This window comes from Legionella fairfieldensis ATCC 49588 (assembly GCF_000621525.1).
Lineage (GTDB): Bacteria > Pseudomonadota > Gammaproteobacteria > Legionellales > Legionellaceae > Tatlockia > Tatlockia fairfieldensis.
Window position 1 is genome coordinate 19,774 of record NZ_JHYC01000017.1, and the last position, 14,314, is coordinate 34,087.

Sequence of the window (14,314 nt, forward strand, 5' to 3'; positions counted from 1 at the left end):
TATACTTACCGTAGAGAACCCACAACAGAAGCCACTTCAGGTGGCTTCTGGCATTTTACTACTCCTGTTTCTGTCTATATTGTTCTATTATTTTTTGGGCACTACCTGGTTCATACTTTGCTTTGTCTATACGAATATAGATAACCTTTTCTTCAGAAGCAATAAAAACATCCTTAATACCTGTAAGCGCTTTGAGGTTTTTTAATAAAGGCTTGTTATTTTTTAAATCCCATGAATAACTTATTAGCAGACTAGTCAGGTAAGATTCAGGTTTCATATAAAATACAATAAGCAGCCAGATGACGCTTATTAAGGCATTTCCCAAAAAAATACCATAATGACCTGCCATCTGATACAACAAACCAGCGGCTACCCCACCACTGAAAATGCCTAAAAACTGGCTGCTGGAGTATATTCCCATTGCTGTCCCCTTGGACGTTGGCGCTGCCTGTTTGGATACCAGAGAAGGTAAAATAGCCTCCAGGATATTAAAAGCAACAAAATAGAATAACATCAACACCCCGAGGCTACGCCAATTTTGACTTACCCAAGCCAACAATAACTGGCTGAGGCAAGTAATTAGAACAGCCATAAAAAAGACCGTTTTCATCCGTTGTTTTCTTTCCGCCATGATAATAAAAGGCAGCATGAGAAGGAAAGACAGCAGCATCAATGGTAAGTAAAAATGCCATTGTTGGGTTAAATGAGATTGCTTGATTTGTTGCTGTAAAAGAAGAGGAATCACATAAAAAGTAGAGGTCAGAATAAAATGTTGAAAGAAAATACCAATATTTAAGCGTTGCAAGTGCCTATTACGAATCACTGTTTTAAAAAGAGAGGTTTTTGACTCACTATCTGCATGAAAACACTCTTTTTGCGGTGTAGGGATAACAAGATGCAGCAATAGCAGGCCAGTGAAAGCCAACAAAGCTGTCAAGTAAAAAATACCGGCCAAACCATAATGAGCGGTAATAAAGGGACTTAAAACCATCGCCAGGCTAAACGATAAACCAATCGTCATGCCGATTACCGCCATGGCCTTGGTACGTTCCTCATCAGGAGTAAGATCAGCAAGAAGTGCTATCAGCACACTGCCAATAGCACCAGTGCCTTGCAGCGTCCGCGCCAGGATCATAGTATAAATCGAATGGCTTAAAGCGCCCAGTAAGGAACCACAGGCAAAAAGCAGCAAACCAATGGTGAGCATCGATTTTCTGCCAAAACGATCAGACAACAGGCCGAAAGGAATTTGTAAAATGCCTTGACTTAGGCCATAACCACCCAATGCTATCCCTATCAGAGTGGGAGTAGCACCATCAAGATGGCCTGCAAAAACGGTGAACACGGGGATTAACATAAATAATCCCAGCATACGAAAAGAAAAAATAGCAGCAATCGGAAAGACGCTGTTAAACCAGGAGTGTTTCATCAGCAATCGCGTACTTCTTGAGGTGGTATGTAATGGTACAAAGTTAGAGGTTAATAGACAAGCAAATCGTTTAGATCTGTTAAGTTTACAGTGTATATATCCTAAAATCAGATAGTATAAAATAGAAACCTCTGGGTGCTGTCATTGACAGGATCTGCGATTCACTGTAGTTTTGATGCTTTTTTATCGAGAAGGATCAGTGAATGGTTTTGCAATTTGCTAATAAAGTGGCCTTAATTACAGGTGGTGCTCGTGGCATTGGCAAGGCTACGGCGTTAAAACTAGCTCGCGCAGGATGCGATATAGCCATTGTTTATTATAACAGTTCGGATGAAGCACAAACGTTAGTTGCAGAGATTCAACATTCAGGACGCGAGGCTGTCGCTATACAGGCTAACGTTGCGGATCAGCAATCTGTCAAAGAAATGTATGAGCGATTTCGCGAAAAATTTGACAGACTTGATTTTCTCATTAGTAATGCGGCAAGTGGTGTGTTGAAACCTGCCTTAAAAATGACGACCAAACACTGGCGCTGGTGTATGGAAACTAATGCCCTGGCTTTGAATCATCTTGCTTCTCAAGGTCTTGACGTGATGAAAGCAGGTGGTCGTGTAATTGCCTTGTCAAGTCTGGGGGCGCATAGGGCAATTCCTAATTACGGCTTTATTGGTGCTTCAAAAGCGGCGCTGGAAGCTTTGGTACGTTCTTTGAGTCTTGAATTAGCAGAATATGATATTACCGTAAATACGGTCTCAGCAGGTGTTGTTGATACGGATGCGCTTAAATATTTCCCCAATCGTGAGCAATTACTTACCGAGTATCAGGCTCACGCCTTGTCGGCTCAGCCTTTAACTCCAGAAGATGTTGCAGATACCATTTATCTGCTTTGTTTGCCTGAAGCTAAAATGATTAATGCGCATACGTTGTTTGTAGATGCTGGTTATAGTCGGGTAGGTTGATGTTCTTTAAGAGTCTTTGCTTAAAGAAGCAAAGACTTTTGCCAAATCCTGTGTCAGATGAGTTAAATTTGCGTTCATACTCGTCACTAATGCTGCTATAGTCGCGTGAGGAACGTGGAGATGATAATAAAGAGTTCCCTTTCTCTTTAAATGGTTTGCAGAATAAATCAGATAATCGGCGCGCAATATACTATTGCCATCAATATCGACATCAAATTGAGAAATATTGAGCTGTAACTGGTAATTGGGCTTGAACAAAAGATCCCACGGTTTGGTTGCAATAGCAGCACCCGGTAACAATGTGATCAGATTGGCTTCAATAACACGTTGGATGTTTTTATCTAATGATTCTGCCCAGCGATGAAATTCTTCTAATTTAACCTGATGGGCATTGCAGTGGATAATGACTTGTGGTTTTAAAGTGTAATCCGGGCTTGTTATACTGACAATCCCTATACGTAACTGATTATAATGCTTAATGGTTTTGGATGATAAAGGAATGGGATTAAGCACATAAAACTGTGAGTCAGGACTACGGCCACAGCCAGTAGAAATTAATCCCATCACGAGCAGAACTGTAATTTTACTTAAGCTCACTTTTTTCCTCGTAATAATGATTCTGGATAGCGTGATAAATAATCTGCCAAATTTTGCGTTGCATTAGCAGCACTTGAGACCTGTTTAAATCCCTGATTTACAGCAGCAATCATGGGTGGTACTTGCTCATTAAGGTCATGAGTTAAATGTTCAAAGCCTTTTAAACTGTCACTAAACTTAATTAACATGGGGGGCATTTCATGGTTTAAGTTGTTTGCCAGGCGATCAAAATTCTTTAAGCTCACATTAAATGCAGTGAGGGTAGGGGGAATTTGTTGACCAAGATTGCTAGCCAGGTGCTCAAAGCTATCAGCCATTGTTTTCATTGCATTAATGGTTTCATTTATTTTGGGCGCCCGGAAAAAATCACTTATATCTTGAAAGGCTTGTTTTGCAGTTTGTAATGTTTCTTGAAAACTCATTGGGTTTTCACTTTGAGCATTGGTAGGAAAAACAGGATAACCATGATAACTTTGTTGTTGGAATTCTATCGGTGTCGTAGAGGGGATGAGTTCAATTGAAGCAATGCCTGTAAGAAAATTGGGATTTTTTATATTGGCAACAAATCCTTTATTAATTAGTTGCTGGATAGGATTGTGTTTGATGCCATATTTTTTTTCAACGAAAAACTGAGTATAGACAGGGATTTTTATGTTGTTTTCTTCATCTTCAGTGACTTCAATGAGTTTCACTTCTCCGATTTTAACGCCACGGTAAGTCACTGCTGAGGTAATATCCAGACCTGTTAAAGAACCTTTAAAGAACATCACATACGTTTCTACTTTTTCACGTGCGTATTCGTCATAAAAAAAGAGAGCGGTAAGAACCGTCAGGCAGACTGCGCCACCTACAAACAACCCAACTAAGGTATAAAGTCGCTCTTGACGCATATCTATCCTTAATAGTCGAGAAATTTAAAATAAATACTACTTACTATTAATACCATGAAGCTGCGCGTCATGATACGTGATATTGCCTGCTTTAAAGAAAGATAACCTTCGGTTGCCTCATAATAGTAATAGCCTACGATGAGACTCACCATAGTACAATAGACAAAGGTTTTTAAAATCGAATAAAGGATCGCTGTACCGGAGATTGTGTTGGTTAAATGAAAAATGTATTCGTGAAGATCAAAACTGAAAAAGTAACGGAAGCAGAAATAAATACTGATAAGAACGGTATTAAGCGCATAAGCATACAGAATTAGACCATTAAAGTTCGTGCCAATCATTATGGGAATGATATGCACTACAATAACATCTTGCGGTGTTTTCTGATGTTCCTTAATGCGCGCGGTAATTAGATTTAAAGCAGATTGAACTGATAACATCAGACCAATTAAAAAAGGGAGCAAATCATAAAATAAAACATATTGTGCGATAATTAGTACATTATGTTGTAAATTATAACGACTTAAAATGTGAAAAATATTCAAGACTAATGATATTCCTATTAAGGAACTAAGTAGTATGAGGGGAATGGCGATCTTCGCCCCTGAATGGAAAACCGTATCCAGGAGATGAGACCAGGAAAGTGTCAGGCGTCGTAAGAAAATTTCCTTAAGGCTATAAAATACATGGCCTATAAAGCGAAAGAATAAAATAACAGATTCAATACGGCGTTTTCCATAGAAATGGAACCGTCGTGATAGATGCATACTCTAGTCCTCATGACTTTAATGCAGTTAATCCATTCCATGCTTAAACAGCCTAACATTAGTTATTATTCGAAGCCAGTTTTAATCAAGAAGCTACTTCGAATACAAAGAATTAGCTGGCTGCTGGGGTGGCATTTTTATTTTTGACAGGCGTGTACCCAGTAAATTAATACCAAGCCCGATCAAGACTAATAAGCAGGCGATAATTTTCCAGGGTTGCAAGGGCTCTTCCAATATTAAGACGGAGCTTAACAGACCAACCACAGGAACCAGCAAGGTAAATGGAACAATGGTTCCTACCGAATGGTGGCTAAGAAGCCAGTTCCATACGCCGTAACCGACCCAGGTTGAAGCGTATACAATATAAAATAAGGCAGTAATACCTTGCCCACTTAGGTGATGATAACTGGCAACCATACGGCTTGGGCCTTCAAAAAGTAAAGAGAGCAGAAGCATGGGGAAAGCTGCGATAAAACTTCCCCAGACAACAAGGGCTATCATATTAGCCCCACGAGTTTTTTTAGTAATCAGATTACCCAGTCCCCAGCTTGCTGCTGCAGCAAGAATAAAGATAAAACCCATAAGGGATATATTTTTATCCACATGAAGACCTACCAGACCAATACCGGCAAAGGAGACTAAAGCGCCTGTAATTTGCCAGATACTAGGTGGTTCATTTAATAATAATGCTGTAAAAAGCATGCTAAAAAATACTTGTACTTGCATGATAAGAGAAGCCATGCCGGGAGTCATACCGACGTCCATGCCAATAAAAAAGAAAGAAAACTGTAAAGCAAAGGTAACAAAGCCATATAACGCGACCAGTTTAAAAGGAACAGCGGGCGGTTTAATAAAGAAAATGGCTGGTATACTGGCCAGGATAAAGCGCATGGCACCCAGTAAAAGGGGCGAAATTTCTTCTAGTCCCAATTTGACAAAAAGAAAATTTGTGCCCCAGATAACTGCAACTAAAATAGCTAGTAGCATATGAGAAATTGGCATTTTTACAGGATTAATGGGTAATTGGGAAAGATAGCTATTTTATCTTAAAATTATCCGCATAGCTTGCAAAAATTGCAGTTAAAAGTGTAAATTTTACGCAAAACCGATGTTATCCTGGCTCTGCCGCCCCTATACGCAATAAACCTATCGTCTCGGCAAAAGGTCTTTCTGCCAAAGTGACGAGTGATTGGTAGTCAGGCCCTAAAATTGTCATTAAATTGACTAAACTGTTTACACCATGGCAAACGGCATCAGTACGTACTGATTGGCTAAGGAAATTGCGCATAAAGCCACCAATGGCCTGCGAGGGATTTTTAAGGTCATAACTATTTGTTGTCGTATAGGCATTTTGTAATAGCCAGCGACTAGTTAAAATAATAGCTTCGCGATATTTAGTGCAGCCTGACCTATTTTGGCTTTTACAAAATGGGTAAAGTTCACTCAGAACCTCATTAATCCAGCCATTACCACTCGTCGTCATTGTGTCGAGATAACGACCGTGGTTATAGGCATCCTCCGGATTAGTAATTTGCCTTGCTAAAATTTCTGCAGCGGCTTTATTAATTACATCCTTATAAAGTGGTGCTTTGTTAACCTTGGCGTAGTCTATTAAAGCCATAGTAACCCAACTTGTCGAGATAGTATTTGGCGCTCGAAAATCATCGCCTACAAAATAATTTTGCCGCGTGGTTTCTTTAACTATACGCCGGGCAATTAAACTTGCCGTTTTATAGTATCGCGGCTCTTTTGTTACCAAAGCTAAACGAGATAAGGCGGAAAGTACCTGTCCTGAATAAAGAAAAGATTGATTATGGTTGTATTGCCAATGATCTTTACTATAAATTGCTTCCGATGTTACTCGCCCATCAGATTTTACCATAGTGATTAGCCAGTCACCGGCTCGTTTGGCCGCAGTTAAATAGAGTTGTTCACCGGAGAAACGGTGTAATTCAAGCAAGGTAAAAATTGTTTTGGATGCAGTGCCTACCACTGCACGCAAGGTTTTTTTATGGGTTTTAACGTGATAAGCATAATAAAAACCCCCGGTGTTTTCACCATCAGGAATTTGCATGGATAACAAAAATTGAGCAATAGGTTTAAAATGTTTCTTTAACTCAGGATCTTTATTAAATTGATAGAGTTTTAATAGACTATATAAGCTGGAAGCGCTGTAAATGGTACGAAGATTATCACTGCGTTCATCTCGGGAGGCATCATATCGTTTAAAAAAGCCATGAATTTCCGGATGCATGACGCCTAGTAAATAATATTGGCTTGCCGTAATTTGTTTTTTAATTGAGTCAGTATCCATCTGTCTTAAGGCAGCGCGATTTCCCAAAAGTTCCACACCCTTATTACCTTCCTCGATGAAAGTATAATAGCTGTTGGGTGGATAATTAAACGTGATATGAAATCTGAAAGTAGACAGTTCGTTTGCTGTTATTTCAGGAAGCGTGGTATGGCTTAAAGCCTGTTCAGTCGCTTGCTGGATTGTTTTTGCCAGACTGGATTGATTCTTCGTTTGTCCCTGACCAATTTTCTTGCCTTGATAATAAATCGAAATAATAGCAGACCAGTAAGTATGACTATACTGATTATTCCATGATGTATCTAACAGTTCCAATTGAGGTGAAGGAGTATGTAAAACAAGGTGTTCTGCCAGATGGCGCACATAAGAAGTAACCGTGTTGCGAAATTCGTTGTTCTGTTGTATTGATTCAGTGTTTACAGAGGCGCAGGAGCTTTGAAGCGGCAAAAAAGCCAGGCAGAGCAGAGAGATTATTATTTTATGCATTAATACCAGATCCTTTAAAATAATATTATATGTTTTAAAAAGCGCGAACGAATTATGCGCTATTACCTGAGTTTTTGCATACTCTTTTTTTGTATATTTTTTTGCACAAATTTAACGTGGATCCTTCTTTATGGTGGTTGCCTCGATAGGCGTTATTGTTAAAAATAACTGTCGATCATTTGTTTTTCTTTAGTGATGTTAACGTAGCTGAGCGTCAGAACTTTGTGATATAATCTGAAGTTTTGTGAATCAGGTGAGTTCTAAGGATAAAAAACATGAATGTAGATAGCGTTTACCCTAAGGTAAGGGAGATTATCGCTGATGTATTGGTTATTGATGAAGAAGAAGTTTCTTTAAATAGTCGTTTGATTAGTGATTTAGGGGCTGAATCAATTGATTTTCTTGATTTGGTTTTCCAATTGGAAAAGGAATTCAGTATTAAAATTCCTCGTGGTCAATTAGAAAAAAATGCACGTGGCGATTTGGCGGAAGATGAGTTTGAAAAAGGGGGCGTATTGACTACGAAGGGAATGCAAGCCCTTAAAGCCTATTTATGCGAAGTGCCTGCAGAATATTTCAAATCTAACATGAAGGTCAATGAAATTCCGATGCTATTTACAGTGGAAACCTTTTGCAAACTGGTTATTACTGCGGTTAGTGAACAAAAAGTCTGTGAAATTGTGGCCTGATGCGGTTTTTATTTGTAGACAGAATATTGGAGCTGGTTCCCAATAAGTTGATTCGGGGGCTAAAACATATCACGAGTGAGGATGTTTATCTCTGTTATGATGAGACAGGAAAGCCCTGCTTTATTCCTTCGTTGATAGGTGAGACTTTGGGTCAATTAGCAGCCTGGAATGTCATGGTTGTTAATGATTTCACTTTAAGACCTGTCGCCGGCGTGGTTGCCAGTGCGCGATTACACAGGCCAGCGTATGTAGGTGAGACGCTATTGCTGGAGTCTGTCATTGAAGTACTTGATGAGAGGGCCGTACAGTATCGTAGCGTTGCTCATGTGCAGGGAGAAGTGGTGTTTACTATTGATGGCGCTTTAGGCCCTTTGCTGCCGATGGATGATTTCATCAATGAACAAGAGGTGCGGAGCCAGTTTGCTGAAATAAATCGGCCGGGTGACTGGCCACAAGACCTGCGTGCGACAACTCAGGATTATGAATTGATCATCCAGCCTGAATCCTTTGCTCGTGTTTCTATGTTTTCTTTTGATCGTATTCTTGCTTTTCAACCTGGTTGTAGTTTAATTGCAGAGAAGTGTATTACTCGGGCAGCACCTTATTTCCCTGATCATTTTCCGAACAAGCCTGTTTTACCAATGACTGTTTTATTGGAGTGCAAGCTAAATCTGGCGCGAGAGTTTTTGGCACGTTCTGCATTAGAGTTCCATTATCAAATCAGTGAATTGCGTAAAATCAAAATGAGTGAATTTGTATACCCCGGTGATGTGATTACCTGTTATGTTAAGGTCAAACAGCGGGATGCACAGCAATTGATTTTAAGTTATCGCAGTGAGGTCGATGGCAAACGGGTGTGTGTGTTAGACATAGTAATGATTGCACAAGGTAACTCAATATGAAAAAAAGACGAATTGCAATTACTGGCCTGGGTGTTGTGTCTCCTTTGGGCAATAATGTTCAGTCTACCTGGCATAATTTATTGGCAGGTCAATCCGGTATTGCAGAAATAGCCCATTTTGATGCAAGCGCTTTCCCTGCGCGCATTGCAGCAGAAATTAAAAATTTTATACCTGATCCTTTAATTACCTCTGGGAAACAGAGTCGTTTTGCCATGCCTTTTACCCATTACGCTCTTGATGCTGCCCACCAGGCTTTTCAGGATGCGGGAGTCAGACCTGATAAACAAACTGCGGCGCGCTGGGGTGTGGTCGCGGGTAGCGGAATGATGACTGCTGAATTTGATTATTTATATCGGTTTCAACAAAACTGTACTACTGATGGGCATCCCGATTGGCAAAAATTGCAAGCTAAAGCTCAGGAATTTTATAAATTGTCCGATTTTGGTAAAACCACATCAAATTCAGGGCTATCCTTACTGATTCAGCAATTTGGTATTGAGGGCTATGCTTCTTCAGTACATACTGCCTGTGCATCGGGGGGGCAGGCTTTAGGTTTGGCCATGCAGGTTATCCGCCGTAATGAAGCTGATTTTATGCTGGCGGGCGGTTTTGATTCAATGATAAATCCGCTGGGTTTATCGAGTTTTTGTCTCTTGGGCGCTTTATCGACATATAATGAAACGCCCTCAACGGCGAGTAGACCTTTTGATGGTACCCGAAATGGTTTTGTTCTTGGTGAAGGGGCTGCTTTTTTAATTCTTGAAGAATGGACAAAAGCCCAGGCCCGAGGCGCCCGGATTTATGCAGAACTTGCAGGAGAGGGTAATTCACTCAGTTCGTATCGCATTACTGATTCTCACCCAAATGGTGATGGGGCTATTCAGGCAATCGAAGGTGCTTTGCGAAGCGCAGGACTTAAGGCAAGTGATGTTGATTATATTAATGCGCATGGAACTTCAACAAAAATGAATGATCTGAGCGAGACGAATGCCATTAAAGCAGTTTTTGGCAAACAAGCTTATCAACTTCCTGTAAGCTCAACAAAAAGCCAAACTGGCCATTTAATCGCAGCAGCAGGCGCACTTGAAGCAGTATTATCCGTTCTTTCTATTCACCATGCGCAAGTGCCGGGAACGGCTAATTTAATAACCCCGGATCCTGAATGTGATTTGGATTATGTGACGGATGGGCCACGGGAAAAATCGCTTGGTGTCGTTTTATCAAATTCGTTTGGTTTCGGGGGCAGTAATAGCTGCTTACTTTTTAAGCATCCTGAATTAGGAGATCGAGACGAATGAGTAACGCCAATCGTGTTTTTATTACCGGGTTAGGTGCCTTAACGGCTTGTGGCGAGACCTCGCTACAAACCTGGGATGCCCTGCTCGCCGGTCGAAGCGGGCTTGCTGAAATCAATCAATGGGATTTGTCTTCCTGGCCCCATCGTTCAGGCGGGGAGCTTAAAAACTTTCAGCCCGCAAAAATGTTGCCTGACCGTAAATTGATAAAAGTAATTTCCCGTCAGGATGTAATGGGTATTAATGCCGCAATGCAGGCAGTCAATCATAGTCAGTTACTTCCTTATCGGGAAACGCTGGATAATGCAGTCGCTTTTAATGAGCAAACAGCGATTTATGTGGGTTCTCCTGGTAACAAGTATTTTCAACAAGACGATTTTTTACCTCTTATTAATAAAACTGGCGATGATATGCAGGCTTTTGCCAGTCATTTATTTAGCGAAGTACATCCTATGTGGTTGTTACGTATTTTACCTAATAATGTATTGGCTTACACGGGTATTCATTATGGATTTAAAGGGCTAAACCACAATATTGTTAATCATGCGGTGGGTGGGATGCAAGCTATTATCGAAGCTTTTCATGCCATCAAAGAAGGTCTGGCTGAGCGTGCTATTGTGGTAGCTTATGATGTCATTGAGCCGCAATCGTTATTTTACTACGATAAAATCGGAGTACTTGCTTCGCGTCATTTAAAGCCTTTTGACAAAGACCATGATGGGACTCTTCTTGCAGACGGCGCTGCGGCGCTGGTTCTGGAAAGCGAAGCAAGTGTACAAGCACGTTCCGCATCCTGTTATGGTGAAATTTTAGGCGGAAGGTCTGCTACAGAGTCATCGGGCTTATTTTCAATTGAAGCGGAAGGTGAGCATTTGACTTCCTTATTAGATGAGACACTTGGCGCTCAGCAAATACACCCCTCTGAGATAGGGTTATTGGTGGCTCATGGAAACGGAAATAGCAAATCAGATGACAGTGAGGCTCATGCGATTCAAACTGTTTTTGCTGATCATAAGGTTCCAGTAACTGCGTTTAAATGGGCCATGGGACATACCATATGTGCTTCTGGTATTCTCGATACGGTTCTGGCCTCTTATGCTTTATCAAATAAATGTATTCCTGGTATTGCCAATTTTAATCAGGCCGCTTCCGCCTGTGCAGGTTTAAATCTGAGCGCTGAGCACTGCTCCTTAGAGTCAGGTAAAAAGACTGCCGTAGTCATTAATCGAGGATTTGCCAGCATGAATGCCTGTTTGGTGATGAAAGCCTGTGATTAAGTTAAATGAGCAAATCAATAATATGCGAGTGTCCTTTATGGGACGCTTTTTATATCACTGTTTACCTTATCGGCGCGCTGTTGTCAGAGCTAATATCAATCAGGTTTTTGGTGAGAAGCTCTCTGTAAAGCAAAAAATTCGCTTGACTAAAGCATTTTACTCCCACCTGGTAACGTCACTTAAAGAAACTGTTCAATTGCGGTTTATGAGTGAGAAAACCCTCTGTGAGAAAGTAGAGGTGCGTGGTTATGAACGTTTGTTGGCGGTTGCGGCTAATAATCGTGGCGTGTTGGTGTTGACGGGGCATTTTGGTAATTGGGAGTTTGCTCCTCTTGGCGGTATTTTAAATTTTAAACAGTTTCAAGGACAATTTCATTTTATTCGCCGCACATTAGGCAATAAAACAATCGAAAGGATTTTATTTAAACGTTACTACCAGGCTGGTTTGAACGTTATTCCGAAGAAAAATTCTCTGGATAAAGTTTGTGCTGCTTTGGAGCAAAATCATGCTGTAGTTTTTGTTTTGGATCAGCATGCTTCACTTGCCAATAGAGATGGCGTTGCGGTTGAATTTTTTGGCAGGAAAGCAGGTACTTATCGCAGCCTGGCAAGTTTAGCCCGTCATACGGGGGTGCCTGTGGTTCCCGCAGCAGGCTATCGATTGCCTGATGGACGTCATGTTCTGGAGTTCTATGAACCTATTTTTTGGCAGGAATATGAGAGTGTTCAGGAGTCAATTTATCGTAACACGCTGGCTTATAATCAAGCCCTGGAGCAAATCATTCTGGCTCATCCAGAGCAATGGTCCTGGTTACATAAGCGTTGGAAATTGAAAAAATAAAGTTAAAAAATCGAATAGTACATTTTTTTTGCCTAATTTAGTCTAAAATTAATCCAGAATGTATTGTTAATTTTTACCAAAAGTTGTGCTGATAGCTAGTAAGATGTCATGAAAGCTTTTCTACATAGAAATATCAGCATTCTGAATGCTCTATTATGGAGTAGTTATATGGAAGGGCATAAGCTGGGTTTGAGGTTTTTTCAGCAAATGGTTCTCTCTGTGGAGGAAATAAGTTTTACCAGGCTTGTGCTCGGTTTAATCGACGAAATAAGATTTTTCAAATCTGCTTTTGAAGATGAATTAGAGCGGGCGCTGTCGGATGATGATAAAAAGAAGTTACAGACCACTATTGAAGAGCACACTTCACGTTTAAAAACCTTGGAGAAAATTAAAAATAGCGCTCCCATTTCTTCAGACGACCTCGATTTATTATTACAATATGGAAATAATAAGAAGCATCCAGAATTGGTAAATTATCCTAATGTGTTGAATTTCTCTAAAAACCAGACTCCTTAGTCAATTAGATTATAAAAAATCCAGTTTTGCCAATAAAATACGTTGTGCCGGCCAAAAAATAGCTATTAACGCGAATTGCCGACGAAAGGCGGGGATCTGCTCTTAAGCAAAGTGATGAGGCAAGTGGAGAATGGATTTTCTCAGGAGCAAGCCGCAGTATGTAGGCATCAATTGGAAGTGCCGATTTTCGTTGGTAATTCAATACATTTGAATTTTTTGTCCGATACAAAAGGTAGTTGTTCATCTACTCTTAACGTAAGTACCTCATGCCCATCATCGGTTACTAAAATGGTATGCTCCCATTGCGCTGATAATTTGTGATCTTTCGTGACAACAGTCCAACCATCGCCTAACGTTTTAACTTCTCTACTACCCAAATTAAGCATTGGTTCAATAGTAAAAGTCATTCCTGCTTGTAATTGTAATCCGGTATTGGGTTTGCCAAAATGCATAATGTCAGGTTTCTCCCACATTGATTGCCCAATTCCATGACCACCATACTCTCGTACGATTGAATATCCATGCTGCTCTGCATGATTTTGAATTATGCTTCCTATGTCTCCCAGATAAACCCCTGGACGAACTATTGAAATGGCTTTATATAGGCATTGTTGGGCTATATCCACTAATTTTTTGGCAAAGGGCTTTACATTACCAACGAGAAACATTTTGCTTGTATCTCCAATGAAACCGTCTTTTTTTATAGTTACATCGATATTAATGATATCGCCGTTTTTAAGCTTTTTATCGGAAGGTATACCATGACAGACCACATGATTGATGGATGTGCAAATACAGGCCGGGAACCCGTAATGGTTTAATGTGGAGGGAATGGCCTCTAAGTCTTTGAGAATATACTGACGGCAAATTTGTTCAAGCTCATTGGTACTTGTACCTTCAGTCACATAAGGTTCTATCATTTGAAGGACTGAGGCTGCTAAATGACCAGCAACTCGCATTTTTTCTATTTCTTCAGAAGTCTTCACTAACATCCCGTATTTCTCCTTGTGAGGCTTGATTGACCAGAATTTTGAGAATTTCGGAGTAAGTAATTGATGGATTTTCTTCTGCCAGTTTTCCTATCCTGATCCAATATTCTGCCTGCGAATTGATTGAACGACTCATTGCTCTTGCCATTAATTTAGTGGCTTCGTGCAATTCGTCAGAAATTTTTACTATGCCCATATTTTCTCCAAAACACAAATAATATAGCATTATGATATAAAATGCTATATTTTGTTGTTATTCATATGAAGGCGTCTGCATTTGTCTGGTAAAAAACGCGTATCGGCTTTATCGATAGGGCTTTCATTATAATTTTGGGAGAGGAGTCCTGTCTTGTGAGAGAAGGCATT

At 40.3% G+C, this 14,314-nt stretch carries 15 protein-coding genes; 7 read left to right on the forward strand and 8 right to left on the reverse strand.

Features of this window, described 5'->3' with window-relative positions:
* Positions 1-58: 58 nt before the first annotated feature.
* Positions 59-1,429: an MFS transporter gene (locus T345_RS0105940; protein ID WP_028388535.1), complete on the reverse strand. Its 1,371-nt coding sequence runs from the start codon at positions 1,427-1,429 to the stop codon at positions 59-61.
* 203 nt (positions 1,430-1,632) lie between these two features.
* On the opposite strand from T345_RS0105940, the gene fabL reads away from it, so the two are divergent.
* Positions 1,633-2,388 carry an enoyl-[acyl-carrier-protein] reductase FabL gene (fabL, locus tag T345_RS0105945; RefSeq protein WP_028388536.1) on the forward strand — a complete coding sequence of 252 codons (756 nt, stop codon included), beginning with the start codon at positions 1,633-1,635 and terminating at the stop codon, positions 2,386-2,388.
* A 6-nt stretch (positions 2,389-2,394) separates the two neighbouring features.
* Here the strand turns inward: fabL and T345_RS13690 are convergent, their stop codons facing one another.
* The 5 genes from T345_RS13690 to T345_RS15400 form a co-directional block, all read right to left on the reverse strand.
* A complete protein-coding gene (locus T345_RS13690) occupies positions 2,395-2,985 on the reverse strand; it encodes a PqiC family protein (protein ID WP_242604582.1) in 591 nt (196 codons plus the stop codon).
* Entirely contained in the window at positions 2,982-3,875 is an 894-nt protein-coding gene (locus T345_RS0105955) for an MlaD family protein (RefSeq protein WP_028388537.1), read from the reverse strand. The genes T345_RS13690 and T345_RS0105955 overlap by 4 nt, the downstream gene beginning before the upstream one ends.
* An 8-nt stretch (positions 3,876-3,883) precedes the next feature.
* The gene (locus T345_RS0105960) at positions 3,884-4,642 is read right to left on the reverse strand and encodes an ABC transporter permease (protein ID WP_028388538.1); all 759 of its coding nucleotides are present in this window, start codon (positions 4,640-4,642) and stop codon (positions 3,884-3,886) included.
* Between the two features lie 93 nt (positions 4,643-4,735).
* Positions 4,736-5,644 (reverse strand): EamA family transporter, encoded by a 909-nt coding sequence (locus T345_RS0105965; RefSeq protein WP_028388539.1) that lies wholly within the window; start codon positions 5,642-5,644, stop codon positions 4,736-4,738.
* A 109-nt stretch (positions 5,645-5,753) separates the two neighbouring features.
* Entirely contained in the window at positions 5,754-7,439 is a 1,686-nt protein-coding gene (locus T345_RS15400) for a glycoside hydrolase family protein (RefSeq protein WP_028388540.1), read from the reverse strand.
* A gap of 275 nt (positions 7,440-7,714) precedes the next feature.
* Here T345_RS15400 and T345_RS0105975 point away from each other — a divergent pair, with 275 nt between their 5' ends.
* The 6 genes from T345_RS0105975 (at position 7,715) to T345_RS0106000 (ending at position 12,959) form a co-directional block, all read left to right on the forward strand.
* On the forward strand, positions 7,715-8,128 hold the full coding sequence (locus tag T345_RS0105975) for an acyl carrier protein (RefSeq protein WP_028388541.1): 414 nt from the start codon (positions 7,715-7,717) through the stop codon (positions 8,126-8,128).
* Positions 8,128-9,030 (forward strand): ApeI family dehydratase, encoded by a 903-nt coding sequence (locus tag T345_RS0105980; RefSeq protein WP_028388542.1) that lies wholly within the window; start codon positions 8,128-8,130, stop codon positions 9,028-9,030. The genes T345_RS0105975 and T345_RS0105980 overlap by 1 nt, the downstream gene beginning before the upstream one ends.
* Positions 9,027-10,328 (forward strand): beta-ketoacyl-[acyl-carrier-protein] synthase family protein, encoded by a 1,302-nt coding sequence (locus T345_RS0105985; RefSeq protein WP_028388543.1) that lies wholly within the window; start codon positions 9,027-9,029, stop codon positions 10,326-10,328. The genes T345_RS0105980 and T345_RS0105985 overlap by 4 nt, the downstream gene beginning before the upstream one ends.
* Entirely contained in the window at positions 10,325-11,602 is a 1,278-nt protein-coding gene (locus T345_RS0105990) for a beta-ketoacyl-[acyl-carrier-protein] synthase family protein (RefSeq protein WP_028388544.1), read from the forward strand. Before T345_RS0105985 ends, T345_RS0105990 begins: the two co-directional genes overlap by 4 nt.
* Positions 11,595-12,443, forward strand: a complete 849-nt coding sequence (locus T345_RS0105995; RefSeq protein WP_028388545.1) for a lysophospholipid acyltransferase family protein — start codon at positions 11,595-11,597, stop codon at positions 12,441-12,443. The genes T345_RS0105990 and T345_RS0105995 overlap by 8 nt, the downstream gene beginning before the upstream one ends.
* Before the next feature lie 168 nt (positions 12,444-12,611).
* Positions 12,612-12,959, forward strand: coding sequence for a hypothetical protein (locus T345_RS0106000; protein ID WP_028388546.1), 348 nt, complete (start codon positions 12,612-12,614; stop codon positions 12,957-12,959).
* Between the two features lie 167 nt (positions 12,960-13,126).
* Here the strand turns inward: T345_RS0106000 and map are convergent, their stop codons facing one another.
* Together map and T345_RS0106010 are read right to left on the reverse strand one after the other, a co-directional pair.
* The gene (gene map / locus T345_RS13695; protein ID WP_051555157.1) at positions 13,127-13,951 is read right to left on the reverse strand and encodes a type I methionyl aminopeptidase; all 825 of its coding nucleotides are present in this window, start codon (positions 13,949-13,951) and stop codon (positions 13,127-13,129) included.
* Positions 13,932-14,144: a ParD-like family protein gene (locus T345_RS0106010; RefSeq protein WP_028388547.1), complete on the reverse strand. Its 213-nt coding sequence runs from the start codon at positions 14,142-14,144 to the stop codon at positions 13,932-13,934. Before T345_RS0106010 ends, map begins: the two co-directional genes overlap by 20 nt.
* Between the last annotated feature and the right edge of the window lie 170 nt (positions 14,145-14,314).

Bases quoted from the DNA above. Each gene is read 5' to 3' on its own strand.
- T345_RS0105940 (WP_028388535.1), bottom strand. From the start codon at position 1,429: ATGAAACACTCCTGGTTTAACAGCGTCTTTCCGATTGCTGCTATTTTT.
- fabL (WP_028388536.1), top strand. From the start codon at position 1,633: ATGGTTTTGCAATTTGCTAATAAAGTGGCCTTAATTACAGGTGGTGCT.
- T345_RS0105955 (WP_028388537.1), bottom strand. From the start codon at position 3,875: ATGCGTCAAGAGCGACTTTATACCTTAGTTGGGTTGTTTGTAGGTGGC.
- T345_RS0105960 (WP_028388538.1), bottom strand. From the start codon at position 4,642: ATGCATCTATCACGACGGTTCCATTTCTATGGAAAACGCCGTATTGAA.
- T345_RS0105965 (WP_028388539.1), bottom strand. From the start codon at position 5,644: ATGCCAATTTCTCATATGCTACTAGCTATTTTAGTTGCAGTTATCTGG.
- T345_RS15400 (WP_028388540.1), bottom strand. From the start codon at position 7,439: ATGCATAAAATAATAATCTCTCTGCTCTGCCTGGCTTTTTTGCCGCTT.
- T345_RS0105975 (WP_028388541.1), top strand. From the start codon at position 7,715: ATGAATGTAGATAGCGTTTACCCTAAGGTAAGGGAGATTATCGCTGAT.
- T345_RS0105980 (WP_028388542.1), top strand. From the start codon at position 8,128: ATGCGGTTTTTATTTGTAGACAGAATATTGGAGCTGGTTCCCAATAAG.
- T345_RS0105985 (WP_028388543.1), top strand. From the start codon at position 9,027: ATGAAAAAAAGACGAATTGCAATTACTGGCCTGGGTGTTGTGTCTCCT.
- T345_RS0105990 (WP_028388544.1), top strand. From the start codon at position 10,325: ATGAGTAACGCCAATCGTGTTTTTATTACCGGGTTAGGTGCCTTAACG.
- T345_RS0106000 (WP_028388546.1), top strand. From the start codon at position 12,612: ATGGAAGGGCATAAGCTGGGTTTGAGGTTTTTTCAGCAAATGGTTCTC.
- map (WP_051555157.1), bottom strand. From the start codon at position 13,951: ATGTTAGTGAAGACTTCTGAAGAAATAGAAAAAATGCGAGTTGCTGGT.
- T345_RS0106010 (WP_028388547.1), bottom strand. From the start codon at position 14,144: ATGGGCATAGTAAAAATTTCTGACGAATTGCACGAAGCCACTAAATTA.